General features: G+C 69.7%; 14 protein-coding genes. 10 read left to right on the plus strand and 4 right to left on the minus strand.

Annotation, left to right across the window (positions count from 1 at the left end):
* Positions 1 to 17 precede the first annotated feature (17 nt).
* From ACFY0T_RS19770 to ACFY0T_RS19810, 9 genes are all read left to right on the plus strand, one after another.
* A complete protein-coding gene (locus ACFY0T_RS19770; RefSeq protein WP_388871812.1) occupies positions 18 to 1,355 on the plus strand; it encodes a ferric reductase-like transmembrane domain-containing protein in 1,338 nt (445 codons plus the stop codon).
* 10 nt (positions 1,356 to 1,365) lie between these two features.
* On the plus strand, positions 1,366 to 1,794 hold the full coding sequence (locus ACFY0T_RS19775; protein ID WP_388871815.1) for an FMN-binding protein: 429 nt from the start codon (positions 1,366 to 1,368) through the stop codon (positions 1,792 to 1,794).
* Position 1,795: 1 nt separating this feature from the next.
* A complete protein-coding gene (locus ACFY0T_RS19780) occupies positions 1,796 to 2,518 on the plus strand; it encodes an FAD:protein FMN transferase (protein ID WP_388871819.1) in 723 nt (240 codons plus the stop codon).
* Between the two features lie 161 nt (positions 2,519 to 2,679).
* Positions 2,680 to 4,161 carry a family 43 glycosylhydrolase gene (locus ACFY0T_RS19785; RefSeq protein WP_388871822.1) on the plus strand — a complete coding sequence of 494 codons (1,482 nt, stop codon included), beginning with the start codon at positions 2,680 to 2,682 and terminating at the stop codon, positions 4,159 to 4,161.
* Positions 4,162 to 4,180: 19 nt separating this feature from the next.
* Positions 4,181 to 5,626 (plus strand): family 43 glycosylhydrolase, encoded by a 1,446-nt coding sequence (locus ACFY0T_RS19790; RefSeq protein ID WP_388871825.1) that lies wholly within the window; start codon positions 4,181 to 4,183, stop codon positions 5,624 to 5,626.
* 39 nt (positions 5,627 to 5,665) lie between these two features.
* Positions 5,666 to 8,476: a beta-L-arabinofuranosidase domain-containing protein gene (locus ACFY0T_RS19795; protein WP_388871828.1), complete on the plus strand. Its 2,811-nt coding sequence runs from the start codon at positions 5,666 to 5,668 to the stop codon at positions 8,474 to 8,476.
* Positions 8,477 to 8,575: 99 nt separating this feature from the next.
* Positions 8,576 to 9,385, plus strand: a complete 810-nt coding sequence (locus tag ACFY0T_RS19800) for a polysaccharide deacetylase family protein (protein WP_388871831.1) — start codon at positions 8,576 to 8,578, stop codon at positions 9,383 to 9,385.
* A gap of 123 nt (positions 9,386 to 9,508) precedes the next feature.
* Complete coding sequence (locus tag ACFY0T_RS19805) at positions 9,509 to 10,180, plus strand: DUF5919 domain-containing protein (RefSeq protein ID WP_388871833.1); 672 nt, start codon at positions 9,509 to 9,511, stop codon at positions 10,178 to 10,180.
* Positions 10,167 to 10,634, plus strand: a complete 468-nt coding sequence (locus tag ACFY0T_RS19810) for an NUDIX hydrolase (RefSeq protein WP_388871836.1) — start codon at positions 10,167 to 10,169, stop codon at positions 10,632 to 10,634. Before ACFY0T_RS19805 ends, ACFY0T_RS19810 begins: the two co-directional genes overlap by 14 nt.
* Positions 10,635 to 10,822: 188 nt before the next feature.
* On the opposite strand, the gene ACFY0T_RS19815 is transcribed toward ACFY0T_RS19810, so the two are convergent.
* A complete protein-coding gene (locus ACFY0T_RS19815; RefSeq protein ID WP_388871839.1) occupies positions 10,823 to 11,833 on the minus strand; it encodes a DUF2278 family protein in 1,011 nt (336 codons plus the stop codon).
* A gap of 126 nt (positions 11,834 to 11,959) precedes the next feature.
* On the opposite strand from ACFY0T_RS19815, the gene ACFY0T_RS19820 reads away from it, so the two are divergent.
* The gene (locus tag ACFY0T_RS19820) at positions 11,960 to 12,400 is read left to right on the plus strand and encodes an SRPBCC family protein (RefSeq protein ID WP_388871842.1); all 441 of its coding nucleotides are present in this window, start codon (positions 11,960 to 11,962) and stop codon (positions 12,398 to 12,400) included.
* A gap of 148 nt (positions 12,401 to 12,548) precedes the next feature.
* On the opposite strand, the gene ACFY0T_RS19825 is transcribed toward ACFY0T_RS19820, so the two are convergent.
* The 3 genes from ACFY0T_RS19825 to ACFY0T_RS19835 all read right to left on the minus strand — a co-directional run bounded on the left by ACFY0T_RS19825 (position 12,549) and on the right by ACFY0T_RS19835 (position 17,868).
* Positions 12,549 to 13,700 (minus strand): XdhC family protein, encoded by a 1,152-nt coding sequence (locus tag ACFY0T_RS19825; protein WP_388871845.1) that lies wholly within the window; start codon positions 13,698 to 13,700, stop codon positions 12,549 to 12,551.
* Positions 13,701 to 13,753: 53 nt separating this feature from the next.
* On the minus strand, positions 13,754 to 15,211 hold the full coding sequence (locus tag ACFY0T_RS19830; RefSeq protein WP_388871848.1) for an NCS2 family permease: 1,458 nt from the start codon (positions 15,209 to 15,211) through the stop codon (positions 13,754 to 13,756).
* 269 nt (positions 15,212 to 15,480) lie between these two features.
* Entirely contained in the window at positions 15,481 to 17,868 is a 2,388-nt protein-coding gene (locus ACFY0T_RS19835; RefSeq protein WP_388871850.1) for a xanthine dehydrogenase family protein molybdopterin-binding subunit, read from the minus strand.
* Position 17,869: the final 1 nt, after the last annotated feature.

The raw sequence follows: 17,869 nt of genomic DNA on the forward strand, positions 1-17,869 counted from the left end.
ACGAGGAGCTGCCCTCCGTGACCACTGTCGAACGAGTCCAGCCGCCCCCCACGGCGGTGCGCCCGAAGGTGGTGGCCCGCACCGGCCTGTACGCCCTGCTGGCGGCCAACGCGGTCGTCGTGACCGTGTTCTTCGTGCAGGCCGGGTTCGCCTCGAACGCGCTGATCGTGCTGGGCCGGCTCGCCGGGCTGTACGGCGCGCTGCTGATGGCCTTCCAGCTGCTGCTCGTCGCCCGGCTGCCGTGGCTCGACCACCGCATCGGCATGGACCGGCTGACCTCCTGGCACCGCTGGGTCGGCTTCGGCCTGCTGTGGACGCTGGTCGGGCACGCGGTGTTCATCACCTTCGGCTACGCCCAGTCGTCGTCGATGGGGCCGGTGGACGAGCTGGTGGAGCTGGCGACGACCATCGAGGGCGTGCTGCGGGCGATCGTCGCACTGGTGCTGATCATGGTGATCGGCGCGATGTCGGCCCGTTACGCGCGGCGCCGACTGGCCTACGAGACCTGGCACTTCATCCACCTCTACACATACGTGGCCGTGGTGCTGGCGTTCACCCACCAGGTCGGGGTGGGGACGACCTTCACCACGTCGTCCGCGGCCACCGCCTACTGGTGGGGGCTGTGGGGAGTCGCGCTCGGCGCGGTGTTCGTCGGACGGCTGGTCCTTCCGGTGTGGCGGAACCTGCGGCACCAGCTGCGCGTCTCGGCCGTGGTGCCGGAGTCCGACACCGTGGTGTCGATCTACGTCACGGGACGGGACCTGGACCGGCTGCCGGCACGGGCGGGCCAGTTCTTCCTGTGGCGTTTCCTCACCAAGGACCGCTGGTGGCAGGCCAATCCGTTCTCCCTGTCGGCCGCGCCGGACGGCCGGACGCTGCGGCTGACCGCGAAGACGGCCGGCGACGGCACCGCGGCGCTGCGGCACCTGAAGGTCGGCACGCGCGTGTTCGCCGAGGGGCCCTACGGCGCCTTCACCACCCTGCACCGCACCCGCCCCGAGACCTTGCTCATCGCCGGCGGCGTGGGCGTCACGCCGATCCGGGCCCTGCTGGAGGAGCTGCACGGCCACGTGGTGCTCATCTACCGGGTCGCCACCGACCGGGACGCGGTGCTCTACGACGAGCTGCGGGAACTCGCGGACGCCAAGGGCGCCGAGCTGCATGTGATCACCGGCCCCGCCACACCCGACAAGCTGGCGCCCCGGGAGCTCGTCGGGCTCGTGCCGGACGTGGCCGACCGGGACGTCTTCGTCTGCGGGCCGCCCGGCATGACCGGAGCCGTCCTGCGCACCCTGCGCGACCTGGGCGTGCCCAAGCAGCAGATACACGCCGAGCGCTTCAGCCTGGCCGGATGAGGGGGACGTCATGAAGCGAGCAGTGTCCGTAGTGGTCCTGACGGTCGCCGGGCTGATCCCGCTGTGGCGGTACGAGCCGTCGAGCGGTACGACGACGACCACGGAGGTCGCCGAGCCCGCCCCGTCGGCCTCCGCGTCGCCGTCGGCGACCTCCTCCTCGTCGTCCTCGGCCGCCGCCTCACAGGTCGTGCAGGGCTCCACGGTCACCACCTCGAAGGGGGTCGTGCAGGTGGAGGTGATCTTCGAGGGCGACAAGATCAGCTTCGTGCGCATGCTCCAGCAGCCGAACCACCCGCAGACCACGGCCGCCGTGCCGAAGCTGATCAAGGAGACGCTGCAGGCGCAGAGCGCCGACATCGACTCGGTGTCCGGCGCCACGATCACCAGCGAGGGATACGTCCAGTCGCTCCAGGCCGCTCTCGACGCGAAGGGTTCGTGAGGTGCGCCGCGTCGAACACGTCATGGGGTTCCCGGTCTCGCTCAGGGTCGACGACGACTTCGCCGACGACCGGACCGCGGACCCGGTGTTCGCGTGGCTGCGCGAGGTCGACGCGCGGTTCAGCCCCTTCCGTGCGGACAGCGAGGTGTCCCGGCTCGACCGGGGCGAGCTGGAGACCGAGGACCTCAGCCCCGATCTGGTCGAGGTCCTCGATCTGTGCGAGGAGTACCGGGTCGCGAGCCGTGGCGCCTTCGACGTACGGCTGCCCGGCCGTGGGCTCGACCCCTGCGCGATGGTGAAGGGCTGGTCGGTGCAGCGGGCCGCGGAGCTGCTGGCGGCGCGCGGGGCGACGAGGTTCTGTCTGAACGCCGGTGGCGACGTGGTGACGTACGGCGGTCCCTGGCGGGTGGGCGTGCGCCACCCCGAGCTGGCCGACCGGCTCTGCGTCGTGCTGGAACTGACCGACGGCGCGGTGGCCACCTCCGCGCGCTATGAACGGGGCGACCACATCCTCGACGGGCGCACCGGCCGGCCCGCGACCGGACTGCTCAGCGTGACCGTCGTGGCGCCGTCGCTGACCGAGGCGGACGCGACGGCGACGGCGGCGTTCGCCCTGGGCGCGGAGGGCGTCGAGTGGGCTGCCGCGCGGGAGGGCTGTGAGGTGTTCGCCGTGGACGCCGAGCGCCGGGTGCTGCGCACCGCCGGGTTCCCTGTCGCCGGCTGACCGCCTGGAGGTTTGCGGGCGGTCCGTACGTCCCGTGCGTCGAAGCGGAATCGAAACCTGTCAGAAGCGTTGACGTGCCCCTGCCTGAAACCTATCTTCTGGTCGAACCTCCGTACAGCGTACGAGATTTCGAACATTTGGGCCGTCAAAGGGGACTCGCCGTGTTCCGCACCCGCCACTGGTTCGTCCTGGGAGCAGCGCTACTGGCGCTGCTCGCCTCGTTCGTCAGCCAGCCCGCCGTCGCGGCCGACGGACGGCCGTATACCAACCCGATCAAGTCGCAGAAGGGCGCGGACCCCTGGCTGGAGTACTACAACGGCAACTACTACCTGGTGACGACCTCGTTCACCAACGAGCTGACCATGCGCAAGTCGCCGACGCTCGCCGGACTCTCCACCGCGCCCAGCGTCCAGATCTGGACGGACAACACCTCCGGCCGCAACGCGAACTTCTGGGCCCCGGAGATCCACTTCTTCAACGGCCACTGGTACCTGTACTACTCGGGGGCACAGAGCGGCGCCGCCTGCTGCGACACCCAGCGCACCCACGTCCTGGAGAGCGCGGGCTCCGACCCCATGGGCCCGTACACGTACAAGAACAGCCTGACCGGCTCCAACCTCGACCCCGGCGGCTGGCTCATCGACGCCAGCGTGCTCCAGTACAACAGCAAGCTGTACCTGGTGGGCAGCGGCTCCGTCGGCGGCAGCAAGCAGAGCCTGGTCATCGCGCCGATGAGCAACCCGTACACGCTGAGCAGTTCGACCTTCACCGTCATCTCCAGCCCCACACTGAGCTGGGAGACCTCCGGCGCACCGGTCAACGAGGGGCCCGAGCCGCTCTATCACAACGGCAGGACGTTCCTGACGTTCTCCGCCAGCTACTGCCAGACCGCGGACTACAAGCTCGGCCAACTCGAACTGACCGGCAGCGACCCGCTCTCCCCCGCGTCTTGGACGAAGAAGCAGACGCCGGTCTTCCAGCGCAATGACGCCGCCGGGGTCTACGGCCCCGGCCACAACGGCTTCTTCACCTCGCCGGACGGCACCGAGAACTGGATCGTCTACCACGCCAACAGCTCCTCGAGCGGCGGGTGCGGCAACGGCCGTACGACCCGGGCGCAGAAGTTCACCTGGAACGCCGACGGCACACCGAACTTCGGCACCCCGGTCGCGACCGGCACCACCCTCGCGGGCCCCTCCGGCGAGACCGCGGCGACCCCGACGGCGTACACCGTGGTGAACCGCAACAGCGGCAAGTGCCTGGACGTGGAGGGCGGCAACACCGCGGACGGCACCAACATCTTCCAGTGGACCTGCACCGGCGGGGCCAACCAGAAGTGGCGGATCGAGGACCAGGGCAACGACACCAGCCGTCTGGTCAACGTCGCCACCGGCAAGGTCATGGACACCGCCGACTGCTCCACCGCCGACGGGGCGGACCTGCGGCAGTGGTCGTGGCTGAACAACAACTGCCAGAAGTTCCGGCTCATTTACACCGGCAGCGACTACGTCCGGATCGTGAACGCCAACAGCGGCAAGGTCGCCGACGTCGCCAACTGCGGTACGGGCGACGGCACCGACGTACGCCAGTGGACCTGGCTCAACAACGCCTGCCAGCAGTGGCAGCTCAAGCCCACCGTCTGACCCCCGGAGACCCAGGATCATGAGACGTCTCATCGGCCGCCTGCTGACCGCGGTCCTTGCCGCGCTGGCCCTGCTGACCACCGGTACGCCCGCCCACGCGGCCGCCCCGGCCTCGCCCGCCGTGACCTTCACCAACCCGATCGCCGAGAAGCGCGCCGACCCGCACATCTTCAAACACACCGACGGCTACTACTACTTCACCGCGACCGTGCCCGAGTACGACCGGATCGTGCTGCGCCGGGCCACCACGCTCCAGGGCCTGTCCACGGCCCCGGAGACCACCATCTGGACCAAGCACGCCAGCGGTGTGATGGGCGCGCACATCTGGGCGCCGGAGATCCACTTCATCGACGGCAAGTGGTACGTGTACTTCGCCGCCGGGTCGACCAGTGACGTGTGGGCGATCCGGATGTACGTCCTGGAGAGCAGCGCCGCGAACCCGCTGACCGGCACCTGGACCGAGAAGGGCCAGATCGCCACCCCGGTCTCCTCCTTCTCGCTCGACGCCACCACCTTCGTCGTGAACGGCGTCCGCTATCTCGCCTGGGCCCAGCGCAACCCTTCCGAGGACAACAACACCAGCCTGTTCATCGCCAAGATGGCCAACCCCTGGACCATCAGCGGCACTCCGGTGGAGATCTCCCAGCCCACGCTGTCCTGGGAGACCGTCGGCTACAAGGTCAACGAAGGCCCGGCGGTGATCCAGCACGGCGGCAAGGTCTTCATGACGTACTCGGCGAGCGCCACCGACGCCAACTACTGCCTGGGCATGCTGACCGCGTCCGCCTCCGCCGACCTGACCAACGCCGCGTCCTGGACCAAGAGTTCACAGCCGGTCTTCAAGACCAGCGCCGCGACCTCGCAGTACGGGCCCGGCCACAACTCGTTCACCGTCTCCGAGGACGGCAAGTCGGACATCCTCGTCTACCACGACCGCAACTACAAGGACATCACCGGCGACCCGCTCAACGACCCCAACCGCCGCACCCGCCTGCAGAAGATCTACTGGAACGCCGACGGCACCCCCAACTTCGGCATCCCGGTCGCCGACGGCGTCAGCCCGGTCCGCTTCTCCTCGTACAACTTCCCGGACCGCTACATCCGCCACTGGGACTTCCGGGCGAAGATCGAGTCGAACGTCACCAACCTCGCCGATTCGCAGTTCCGGGTCGTGACCGGGCTCGCGGGCAGCGGCACCGTCTCCCTGGAGTCGACGAACTATCCGGGCTACTACCTGCGCCACAAGAACTTCGAGGTGTGGGTGGAGAAGGACGACGGGACCGCGGCGTTCAAGAGCGACGCCAGCTTCTACCGGCGGGCGGGCCTCGCCGACTCGGCCTCCGGCGTCTCCTTCGAGTCGTCCAACTACCCCGGCCGTTACATCCGGCACTACAACTACCTGCTTTACGTCCAGCCCGCCGACACGACGACCGCCAAGGCGGACGCGACGTTCTACGCGGAGTAGTGCCCGCCCGTCTTCGCCCCCACCACAGACGAGGAACTCATGACACCGCCCTTGTCCAGGCGCGCCCTTCTGCGGACCGCGATACTCGCCGCGGCGGCACCGGGGTTTGCGTACAACGTCCCCGGCCGGGCGATCGCCGCCACTCTCCCGGCGCCGGCCGCCTGGGCGCTCCGCCCGTTCCCGCTCAAGGACGTGGCCCTGGGCAAGGGCCTCTTCGCCACCAAGCGCGCCCTCATGCTCGACCACGGCCGCGGTTACGACGTGGACCGGCTGCTCCAGGTCTTCCGCGCCAATGCCGGGCTCTCCACGCGTGGCGCGGTCGCCCCCGGCGGCTGGGAGGGCCTCGACGGCGAGGCAGGCGGAAACCTCCGCGGGCATTACACCGGTCACTTCATGACGATGCTCGCGCAGGCGTACGGCAGCACGGGCGAGCAGGTGTACGCCGACAAGCTCGGCTCCATGGTGGGGGCGTTGACCGAGGTGCGCGAGGCGCTGCGGCACGACCCGGCGGCGCTCTCCGTCGCGGGCAGGTTCGGGACGGCCGCGGAGAACGTCCGGGGCTCGTACCAGTACGTCGACCTGCCGGCCGGCGTACTCGGCGACGCCTCGGCGATCACCCTGTCGGCGTGGGTGAAGCCCACCCATGACGCCGACTGGGGCCGGGTGTTCGACTTCGGCAACGACACCACGCGGTACATGTATCTGGCGTTCCGCAACTCAAGCGGCGTCCCGCGCTTCGCTGTCACGACCGGCGGCCCGGGCGGCGAGCAGGGCCTCAACGGCACAGCCGCGCTGCCATTGAACGAGTGGAGCCATCTGGCGGTGATGATCACGGACGGCACCGGCACCCTCTACGTCAACGGCGCCGCCGTGGCCCAGGACACGGCGATGACCCTGACCCCGGCGGCCCTGGGCACGCTCAAGAACAACTGGCTCGGCCGCTCGAACTTCACCGGCGACCCCGTGTTCGCGGGCGCCTTCGACGAGTTCAACGTCTGGTCGCGGGCACTGACCGCCGCCGAGGTCACGGCCCTGCAGAGCGACCGGGCCGCCGACGCGTCGGCGGGAAGGGGCGACCTGGCGTCGTACGCCTTCGACTTCGACGAGACGAGCGGCGGCACCATGGCGGACGCGTCCGGGCGCGGTCTGGACGCCACACTCCGCCGCACCTGGGGCGGGCCGAGCCATCCCGGGTTCCTCGCGGCGTACCCCGAGACGCAGTTCATCGCGCTGGAGTCGATGACGAGCGGTGACTACACCAAGGTGTGGGCGCCGTACTACACCGCCCACAAGATCCTGTGCGGCCTGCTGGACGCCTACCTGCACACCGACGACGCGCGGGCGCTCGACCTCGCGTCCGGGATGTGCGACTGGATGTACTCCCGGCTGTCGAAGCTGCCCGACGCCACCCTGCAGCGGATGTGGGGCATCTTCTCCAGCGGCGAGTTCGGCGGCATCGTCGAGGCGATCTGCGATCTGCACGCCCTCACCGGGAAGGCCGAACACCTCGCGCTGGCCCGGCTGTTCGACCTGGACAAGCTCATCGACGCGTGCGCCGCGAACACCGACACCCTCGACGGGCTGCACGCCAACCAGCACATCCCCATCTTCACCGGACTGCTGCGGCTGTACGACGCGACGGGCGAGCAGCGGTACCTGACCGCCGCGAAGAACTTCTGGGACATGGTCGTACCGGTGCGGATGTACGGGATCGGCGGGACCAGCACCGGCGAGTTCTGGAAGGCCCGCGGGGCGATCGCGGGGACGATCGGCGCGACCAACGCCGAGACCTGCTGCGCGTACAACATGCTCAAGCTCAGCCGGATGCTCTTCTTCCACGCGCGGGAGCCGAAGTACATGGACTACTACGAGCGGGCCCTGTACAACCAGGTGCTCGGCTCGAAGCAGGACAAGGCCGACGCGGAGAAGCCGCTCGTCACCTACTTCATCGGTCTCACGCCCGGTCATGTCCGCGACTACACGCCCAAGCAGGGGACGACCTGCTGCGAGGGCACCGGCATGGAGAGCGCCACCAAGTACCAGGACTCGGTGTTCTTCAAGGCGGCGGACGGGAGCGCGCTGTACGTCAATCTGTACAGCCCGACCACGCTGACCTGGGCCGAGAAGGGCGTCACCGTCACCCAGACCACCGACTACCCGAGGGAGCAGGGGTCCACGATCACCATCGGCGGTGGCAGCGCGGCCTTCGAGCTGCGGCTGCGGGTGCCGTCGTGGGCGACCGACGGCTTCCGGGTGACGGTCAACGGCAGGGCGGTGAGCGGGACTCCGGTCGCGGGCAGCTACTTCGGCGTCTCGCGGACCTGGCGCCGGGGTGACACGGTGCGGATCACCGTCCCGTTCCGGCTGCGGGTGGAGAAGGCCCTCGACGACCCGTCCGTGCAGACCCTGTTCTACGGGCCGGTCAATCTGGTCGCCCGGAACACGAGCACGAGCCGGCTGTCGTTCGGCCTCTACCGCAACGCGGCCCTCACCGGGGACCTGCTGCCCACGCTCACGCCCGTGACCGGAAAGCCCCTCCACTACACGCTCGACGGAACGGAGCTCGCGCCCTTCTTCGAGGTGACCGAGGACCCCACGCACGCCTACTTCCGGCGGGCCGAGCCCAGGGTCGTCTTCGGGAACGCCGACTCCGGCGTCGCCAATCCGGCCAGGGCGGACGGCACCACGCTCCTCGACGAGATCTGGGCCGGGGCCCCGTTCCACGGCAAGGGCGTGCTGGTCTCGCGGGTGCGGGACACGGTGGACGCCTGGGTGTCCGCGGGCCTGCTCGGCCGGACCGACGGCGAGAAGGTGGTGGAGACGGCGCGGAACGCCTCGTACGCATCCTGACGCCTCCGGTCGGACACTCACCAGGCCCGCAGGGAAAGGAAATGTGCGCAGCGCAATGGACTATGCATGCGGTGTATACACTGCATGTATAGTCTCGACATGCCTTCTCTGACCAGGAAGATGAAAAGACCGGGGACCAGGTTGCGTGCACGGGGGACCAGGTTCCGTGCCGCCGCGGCGATCTCCGCCGTCGTCGCGCTGGCCCTACCGCTGACGGGGTGCACGACCCTGCACACCACCGCGCCGAGCGCCGCTCGCACGCAGGCCGCGGCCGACGTACAAGGGAGGTTCGGGACGGTCGACTGCCGGGAGGCGAAGTGCATCGCGCTGACCTTCGACGCAGGGCCGAGCGAGCACTCGGCCCGACTGCTCGACATCCTCAAGGAGAAGCAGGTCCCGGCGACCTTCTTCCTGCTCGGCAGGCGGCACATCGAGAAGTACCCCGAGCTGGTCGAGCGCATGGCCGACGAGGGCCATGAGGTGGCCAGTCACACCTGGGACCACAAGATCCTGACGCGGATCTCGCCGGAGCAGATACGGGAGGAGTTGCAGAAGCCCAACGACGCGATAGAGCGGCTCACCGGGCACAAACCGACGCTGATGCGCCCCCCGCAGGGGCGAACCAACGACACGGTGCACAAGATCAGCCGCGAACTGGGGCTCGCCGAGGTCCTGTGGAGCGTGACCGCCAAGGACTACAAGACGAGCGACCCCGAGCTGATACAGAAGCGCGTGCTCCAGCAGTCGTCCCGGGACGGGATCATCCTGCTCCACGACCTCTACCCGGGCACCGTGCCCGCGGTGCCCGGGATCATCGACGCGCTGAAGAAGCGGGGGTATGTGTTCGTGACGGTGCCGCAGTTGCTGGCGCCGGGGAAGGCCAAGCCGGGTACCGTGTACCGGCCTTGACGGGCCATCAAGAGGCGCGGGCAGAAGTCAGGAGACTTGGCGGCCGGCGAGGCGGCGAACCCCGGCGAGCGGGCTCTCGGCCGGCTCTCCTCAGCCCAGCCGCACCGGCAGTGCCCGGTAGCCGTGACCGATGAACGACTCGGCGAGCCGGGCCGGTCCCGCCGACTCGTCGAGGCTCAGTCCGGGGAAGCGCTCGGAGAGGACGAGGCTGTGTTGTGGCCAGCAGCCGCACGGAAGGCGATCAAGGTCGGACCAGACCGCGAGGTCGTCTCGGTCTACCCGTTCCGGTCCGGCGTCCCGGCCTCGCTGTGGCGCACTCTGATCACCCGGGCCGAGCGTGAGCTGACCTTCGCCGGGTACACGAACTACTTCCTGTGGCTCGAACAGGCCCGGTTCGGCATCGCGTTGCGCCGCAAGGCCGCCCAGGGGTGCCGGGTGCGCTTCCTGGTCGGCGAACCCGACAGCGACCTGACACGGTCGCGCGAGCGGGACGAGAGCGTGGCGCTCACCCTGTCGACCCGGATCCGGGTCACGCTCGCCGAGCTGGAGAAGATCAGGAGCCAGCCCGGGATCAGTGCCCGGCACAGCGGCGGGCACGCGCACCTGTCGGTGTTCCGCTTCGACGATGACATGATCGTCACGCCCCTGCTGACGCACAGCGTCGGGCACGACGCCCCTACGCTGCACCTGCACCGTTACCAGGACGACGGCATGTTCGACCGCTTCGCCTCGCACGTCGAGGAACTGTGGAACCGGGGCACCCCGGTATGGGAGGACACCGATGGCACGGCGTGACTACGAGGACGACCCGGACGCACCGGCCGCGAACTCCTTGGTCCCGGCTGCGTCCGCCGTCGTGGTCGACGACGCCGGGCGCATCCTGCTCCAGCGGCGTGCCGACAACGACATGTGGGCCCTGCCCGGCGGCGCCATGAACTTCGGCGAGTCGCTGCCGGACTGCGCGGTCCGGGAGGTCAAGGAAGAGACCGGCTACGACGTCGAGATCACGGGCATCGTCGGCACCTACACGAACCCCCGGCACGTGTTCGCCTACGACGATGGCGAGGTCCGGCAGGAGTTCTCGATCTGCTTCCTGGCGCGGCCGGTGGCCGGACGGCTGGCGGTGTCCGAGGAGTCCACCGACGTGCGCTGGTTCGAGCCCGCAGAGGCCGACGCCCTGCCCATGGTCCCCAGCATCCGGAAGCGCGTGGACGACTGGCGTCACGGGAACATGCCTGCGCTCCGCTGATCACCGCTCAGCCGACCTTCAACACCTGCGCCACGACCAACACGTTCGGAGTGATCCGGCCCCGTTATGCGCATACGTATGCGGCGCAGCACGGGGGCGCCCTCCGGCCACGGGTGCGGGGTCGCGCTCATGGTGCCGCAGGGTGTGGTCGGGTGGTAGGGGCCTCCGTGGACCGATGGCCATGGGCGTCAGAACACGATGGTCCAGCCCTCGCGTTGGGCCTGCTGCGCGGTGTACGAGACGCCGTGGACCTTGAGGTCGTCGGCGCCCAGCAGGGTGATCTGGCCGCCGCTGTTGCCCAGTTGGGCTCCCTCGGTCAGGGGCACCAACAGGCTGGCGCCGGCGGCGAGTTGACCGGCCGGGACCGGGCAGGTGTGGCCGAGCCGGTCGGCAATGTGCCAGCCGGTGAGGTCGACCGGGTCGGGAGAGGCGTTGATGAGCGTGACGTTCTCGGATTCGGGCGCCGGGCCCTTGGGATTGACCAGGGCCGCCACGATGCGCACCGGCTGGCCGCCGGGCTCGGGGCGGGGGCCGTCGCCCGGGACGAGGGTGTGTCCGGTGACGTCGTCCGTGTGCCAGGACTGGCTCTGGAAGGCGAGGAAGACGCCGACCCAGCGCGACTGGGCCGGGAAGTGGATCAGCAGACCGCCGTCCTGCCAGACCCCGTCGTCGTCCTGGAAGCGGGGGCTGTTGCCCTGGTTCATATGAATGTCGTGCACGCCGTTTCCGGGCAGGAACCCGAAGACCTTGTCCTTGACGGTCGGCTCGGGGCCGAAGCGCTCGCCGAAGACGTACATCCGGGCGGCCGGGTCGTCCACCGCGCGGCGTACGTAGTGGTCGAGGAGGTCGGCGAGGTCGTTGTCGGGACCCTGTACGTCCGGCGGCAGCGGGCGCATCTTCGCCGGGTCGAAGAGGTTGCCCCGTACGAAGTCGAGGTTCGGGCCGCCGGGTCCGGGCGGCAGGGTGTTCCAGCCGGAGGCGAGGCCTTCCAGGTGCGCGGTGACCGGGTGCTGGAAGTCGTCGTTGACGAGATAGAGCAGCTCGGAAGGCCGCTCCTGCGACTTCACGTTGACCGAGGCGCGGTAATGCGTCCCTTGATCGTCCGTCAGATGGATCTGGTAGTGCGGGGTGTCGACGGAACCCTCTCGGCGGGTGTCGACCGCCCGTGTGATCAGTACGCCGTACGCCTTCAGCGGCATGGTGACCAACTCCCCCTGGGGACGGCGACGTTGCTCGCCCCATGAAGGGAATGGTAGGGCGACGGTGCCCCATATGAGGTGGTTGCGCGAGAATTCACTTCCCGTTCGACTGCCTACGATCACTCTGTGGTCCTTTTCCTGCTGGAACGCACCTCCCCGCTCCCCGCCGACCAGAGCTGGCGGCGCCTCACCGACTGGCCCCGGCACGCGGACGTCGTCCCGCTGACCCACGTCACCGTGCGCACGCCGCCGCCGACGCGGGAGGGCACGGAGTTCGTGGTGCGGTCGGGGGTGGGGCCCGTGGCCTTCGACGACCCGATGGAGGTCGTCACCTGGCAGCCGCCGCGGGACGGGGCCCCCGGGAGGTGCCGGCTGGTCAAGCACGGCACGTTCGTCACGGGATGGGCCGAGATCGAGGTGCACCCGGCGGGCAGTGGGGGCTCCCTGGTGGTCTGGCGGGAGGAGCTGAGGGTGCGGTGGCTGCCCGGGTTCGCGGATCGGCCGCTGAAGTGGGCGGCGCGGTGGATGTTCGGGCGGGCGGTGGAGGGGTTGTTGCGCAGGGGGTGAGGACACCCTCCCGAGGCGCCCCCCCTGCGCTCCCCCGGCTCCTGCCCGTGCGCTCAAGACCGTCTACATGGGGCGCGAGAAAAAGGGCCCGCCACGGTCTGTGGCGGGCCCTTTTCTCGTACGCCAGACGGGCCACCGGACGAGTCGGTCAGGCCACCGACCCGATCCGCCCCGCGGGAACCGAAGCCACGTCGTGATGGATCGGCGTGTGCGCCCCCGTCAGCGAAACTCCGCTGCCCCCACGCCGATGGGCGACGATCTCCGAGGCAATGGACAGCGCCGTCTCCTCGGGCGTCCGGGCGCCGAGGTCGAGGCCGATGGGCGACCGCAGCCGCGCCAACTCCAGCTCGGTCACTCCGACCTCCCGCAACCGCTCGTTCCGGTCGAGGTGGGTGCGGCGGGATCCCATCGCGCCGACGTAGGCGACCGGCAGCCGCAGCGCGAGCTGGAGCAGTGGTACGTCGAACTTGGCGTCGTGGGTCAGGACGCACAGGACCGTGCGGGAGTCGACCTCGGTGCGCTCCAGGTATGTGTGGGGCCACTCGACGACGATCTCGTCGGCCTCGGGGAAGCGGGTGGCGGTCGCGAAGACCGGGCGGGCGTCGCAGACCGTGACGCGGTAGCCGAGGAACTTGCCGATGCGGACCAGCGCCGAGGCGAAGTCGATCGCGCCGAAGACGATCATGCGGGGCGGCGGGACCGAGGACTCCACCAGCACCGTGAGTGGTGCTCCGCAACGAGAGCCCTGCTCTCCGATCTCCAGGGTGCCGGTGCGGCCCGCGTCCAGGAAGGCGGCCGCCTCGCCCACCACCGTGCGGTCCAGTTCGGGGTGGGCGCCGAAGCCGCCCTCGTAGGAGCCGTCGGGGCGGACGACGAGGACGCGCCCCATCAGCTCCCCGGGGCCGGAGACGATCCGCGCGACCGCCGCCGCCTCGCCGCCCGCCGCCGCGGCCAGCGCGGTCGCGAGCACCGGCCGGGCGAGGTCGCCGGAGCGGACCGGCGTGACCAGGATGTCGATGATGCCGCCGCAGGTCAGACCGACCGCGAAGGCGTCGTCGTCGCTGTAGCCGAAGCGCTCGAGGACCGTTTCGCCGTCCTCCAGCGCCTGTTGGCACAGTTCGTAGACCGCGCCCTCCACGCAACCGCCGGAGACCGAGCCGATCGCCGTGCCGTCGGAGTCGACGGCGAGTGCGGCGCCCGGCTGGCGGGGTGCGCTGCCGCCGACGGCCACCACGGTGGCGACGGCGAAGTCGCGTCCCTGCTCGACCCACCGGTGCAGCTCTTCGGCGATGTCCAGCATGTCTCGGTCTCCTTAGACGACGTAACAGCGGTTGCGTGGAGGGCTCTTGGGCGTCAGTGCACGCCCATCCAACTCTCGATCGGGTTCAGGGCGAAGAAGACGAGGAAGATCGCCGTCAGGCCCCACATGAACGCCCCGATCTCCCGGGCCTTGCCCTGGGCGATCTTGATGGCGACGTAGCTGATCACGCCGGCCGCGACGCCCGCGGTGATCGAGTACGTGAACGGCATGATCACGACCGTCAGGAAGACGGGGATCGCGGTGGCGCGGTCGGCCCAGTCCACGTGGCGGGCGTTCATCATCATCATGGCGCCGATGACGACCAGGGCCGCCGCCGCGACCTCGCCGGGGACGATCGCCGTCAGCGGGGTGAAGAAGAGGCAGGCCGCGAAGAACAGGCCGGTGACCACCGAGGAGAGGCCCGTACGGGCCCCCTCGCCGACGCCCGTGGCCGATTCGACGAAGACGGTCTGACCGGACGCGCCGGCGACACCGCCGACCGCACCGCCCGCGCCGTCGATGAACAGCGCCTTCGACAGGCCCGGCATCCGGCCTTGCGCGTCGGCCAGCTTGGCCTCCGTGCCGACGCCGATGATGGTGGCCATCGCGTCGAAGAACCCGGCGAGCACAAGGGTGAAGACGATCATGCCGACCGTCATCGCGCCGACCTGGCCCCAGCCGCCGAACTCGACCTTGCCGAAGAGCGAGAAGTCCGGCATCGAGACCGCGCTGCCGTGCAGTTCGGGGGCGCCGCTGGCCCACTGCTTGGGGTCGATGACACCGGCGGCGTTGAGGACGACGGCCACGACCGTGCCGGAGACGATGCCGATGAGGATCGCGCCGGGGATGCCGCGCGCCTGGAGCATGAAGATCAGGAGCAGGGTCGCCGCGAAGAGCAGGACGGGCCAGCCGGCGAGTTCACCGGTCGGGCCGAGGGTGACCGGGGTCGCCTTGCCCTGGTGCACGAAGCCGGCCTTGACCAGGCCGATCAGCGCGATGAACAGGCCGATGCCCATGGTGATCGCGTGCTTCAGCGCCAGCGGAATCGCGTTCATGATCATCTCGCGCAGGCCGGTGACGACCAGGAGCATGATCACGGCGCCGTACATCACACACATGCCCATGGCCTGCGGCCAGGTCATCTGGGGGGCCACCTGTGAGGAGAGCACACCGGAGACGGAGAGTCCGGCGGCGAGGGCGAGCGGCACCTTGCCGACGAAGCCCATGAGAAGCGTGGTGAAGGCCGCCGCGAACGCGGTCGCGGTGATCAGGGCCTTCTGACCGAGCGTGTCCCCCGCCGCGTCCTTGCCGGACAGGATCAGGGGGTTGAGCAGCAGGATGTACGCCATCGCCATGAAGGTGGTGACGCCACCGCGCACCTCACGCGCGATCGAGCTTTCCCGCTGGGATATGTGGAAGTACCGGTCGAGCCAAGACCGTCCGGCCGGGACGCGGCTACCCGCGCCCGCGTCCTCCGCGACGGTCTTCGGCTCCAGAGACTGCTGGGTCATGTGGGCCTACTCCCAAGGTTCAAAGGTGCACCCGCATCAGCCGCCCTGACGGCTGGTCAACCGCGTGCGCGGCTGCGGGATTTGGGAAGGTGCTTCGGCCGCACGACCCGGGGGACGGCCCGAGACGAACGATCAGGATCTGGTGCTGGTACTGATGGGGATGGTTTTCCGCTGGTTCAAGTTCCGCGAGCGGTGCGGTGCTTGAGTACTCCGGGCGGCGCGGCGAAGTGTGACGTTCCCTCGCCGCCCGGAGAGTCTTGCCCGGTGCCCTACGCGGTGCCCGTGAGGTGCTCGGGGCGTACCGGCGTCCGGTTGAGTTCCAGACCCGTCGCGTTCCGGATCGCCGCGAGGACGGCCGGGGTGGACGACAGGGTCGGGGCCTCGCCGATGCCACGGAGCCCGTACGGGGCGTGGTCGTCGGCGAGTTCGAGCACGTCGACGGGGATGGTCGGCGTGTCGAGGATGGTGGGGATCAGGTAGTCCGTGAAGGACGGGTTCCTGACCTTGGCCGTCTTGGGGTCGACGATGATCTCCTCCATGACCGCCACGCCGAGGCCCTGGGTGGTGCCACCCTGGATCTGGCCGATGACGGACAGCGGGTTGAGCGCCTTGCCGACGTCCTGGGCGCAGGCCAGCTCGATGACCTTGACCAGGCCGAGCTCGGTGTCCACCTCGACCACCGCGCGGTGCGCGGCGAAGGTGTACTGGACGTGGCCGAAGCCCTGTCCGGTACGCAGGTCGAAGGCCTCCGTCGGCCGGTGCCGCCACTCGGCCTCGACCTCGACGGCCTCGCCGTCGAGGACGTCGACCAGGTCGGCGAGGACCTCGCCGCCGTCGGTGACGACCTTGCCGCCCTCCAGCAGGAGTTCGGCGGTGGCCCAAGCCGGGTGGTACGTACCGAACTTGCGGCGGCCGATCTCCAGGACCTTTTCGCGCACGAGCTCGCAGGAGTTCTTGACGGCGCCACCGGTGACGTACGTCTGACGCGACGCGGATGTCGAACCGGCGCTGCCCACCTGCGTGTCGGCCGGATGGATGGTCACCTGCGTGACGCCCAGCTCGGTGCGGGCGATCTGCGCGTGGACGGTGACACCGCCCTGGCCGACCTCCGCCATCGCGGTGTGCACGGTCGCGACGGGCTCGCCGCCCACGACCTCCATGCGCACCTTGGCGGTGGAGTAGTCGTCGAAGCCCTCGGAGAAGCCGACGTTCTTGATGCCGACCGCGTAGCCGACACCGCGTACGACGCCTTCGCCGTGCGTGGTGTTGGACAGGCCGCCCGGCAGCTGGCGTACGTCGGCGGCCTCGCCGGCCGCGAGCCACTGCTGCTCCGGCGGCATCGGCATCGCCTTGACGCGGCGCAGGAGTTCGGCGACCGGGGCGGGCGAGTCGACGACCTGCCCGGTCGGCATGGTGGTCCCCTGCTCCATCGCGTTGAGCCGGCGGAACTCGACCCGGTCCATGCCCAGCTTGTCGGCGAGCTTGTCCATCTGCGCCTCGTAGGCGAAGCACGCCTGGACCGCGCCGAAGCCGCGCATGGCGCCGCAGGGCGGGTTGTTGGTGTAGAGGGCGATGGCCTCGATGTCGACGTTGTCGATGACGTACGGGCCGGCGCCCAGCGAGGAGGCGTTGCCGACGACCGCAGGGGAGGCCGACGCGTACGCGCCGCCGTCGAGCACGATCCGCGCCTTCAGGTGGGTGAGCTTGCCGTCCTTGGTCGCCCCGTGCTCGTAGTAGAGCTTGGCGGGGTGGCGGTGGACGTGTCCGAAGAAGGACTCGAAGCGGTTGTAGACGATCTTGACCGGCTTGCCGGTGCGCAGGGCGAGCAGGCAGGCGTGGATCTGCATCGACAGGTCCTCGCGGCCGCCGAAGGCGCCGCCGACGCCGGAGAGCGTCATACGGACCTTGTCCTCGGGCAGGCCGAGGACCGGGGCGATCTGGCGCAGGTCGGAGTGCAGCCACTGGGTGGCGATGTACAGGTCGACGCCGCCGTCCTCGGCGGGCACGGCGAGGCCGGACTCCGGGCCGAGGAAGGCCTGGTCCTGCATGCCGAAGGTGTACTCGCCCTCGACGATGACGTCGGCGCGACGCCGCGCCTCCTCCACGTCGCCCCGCACGATCGGCTGGCGGTGCACGATGTTCGGGTGCGGCACGTGGCCGATGTGGTGGTCGTCGCGGTTCTCGTGGATCAGGATCGCGTCGGGCGCGGTCGCGGACGCCTCGTCCGTGATGACCGGCAGTTCCTTGTACTCGACCTTGATCTTGGCGGCGGCGCGGCGCGCGGTCTCCGGATGGTCGGCGGCGACGATCGCGACCGGCTCACCGTGGTGGCGTACCTTGCCGTGCGCGAGAACCGGGGTGTCCTGGATCTCCAGGCCGTAGTTCTTCACGTCCGTCGGCAGGTCGTCGTACGTCATGACGGCGTAGACGCCGGGCAGCGCGAGGGCCTCGCTCGTGTCGATGGACACGATCTCGGCGTGAGCGACGGTGGAGCGCAGGATCTGGCCCCACAGCATGTCCTCGTGCCACATGTCGGACGAGTACGCGAACTCGCCGGTGACCTTGAGGGTGCCGTCCGGGCGGAGCGTGGACTCGCCGATGCCGCCCTTGGTCTTGGAGTCCTGCGTGATTTTGGTGGGCGTACCAGTCGTTCCCATG

It is taken from the genome of Streptomyces sp. NPDC001530 (assembly GCF_042894545.1).
Lineage (GTDB): Bacteria > Actinomycetota > Actinomycetes > Streptomycetales > Streptomycetaceae > Streptomyces.

Bases quoted from the DNA above. Each gene is read 5' to 3' on its own strand.
- ACFY0T_RS19795 (WP_388871828.1), top strand. From the start codon at position 5,666: ATGACACCGCCCTTGTCCAGGCGCGCCCTTCTGCGGACCGCGATACTC.
- ACFY0T_RS19775 (WP_388871815.1), top strand. From the start codon at position 1,366: ATGAAGCGAGCAGTGTCCGTAGTGGTCCTGACGGTCGCCGGGCTGATC.
- ACFY0T_RS19800 (WP_388871831.1), top strand. From the start codon at position 8,576: ATGCCTTCTCTGACCAGGAAGATGAAAAGACCGGGGACCAGGTTGCGT.
- ACFY0T_RS19825 (WP_388871845.1), bottom strand. From the start codon at position 13,700: ATGCTGGACATCGCCGAAGAGCTGCACCGGTGGGTCGAGCAGGGACGC.
- ACFY0T_RS19830 (WP_388871848.1), bottom strand. From the start codon at position 15,211: ATGACCCAGCAGTCTCTGGAGCCGAAGACCGTCGCGGAGGACGCGGGC.
- ACFY0T_RS19815 (WP_388871839.1), bottom strand. From the start codon at position 11,833: ATGCCGCTGAAGGCGTACGGCGTACTGATCACACGGGCGGTCGACACC.
- ACFY0T_RS19835 (WP_388871850.1), bottom strand. From the start codon at position 17,868: ATGGGAACGACTGGTACGCCCACCAAAATCACGCAGGACTCCAAGACC.
- ACFY0T_RS19810 (WP_388871836.1), top strand. From the start codon at position 10,167: ATGGCACGGCGTGACTACGAGGACGACCCGGACGCACCGGCCGCGAAC.
- ACFY0T_RS19790 (WP_388871825.1), top strand. From the start codon at position 4,181: ATGAGACGTCTCATCGGCCGCCTGCTGACCGCGGTCCTTGCCGCGCTG.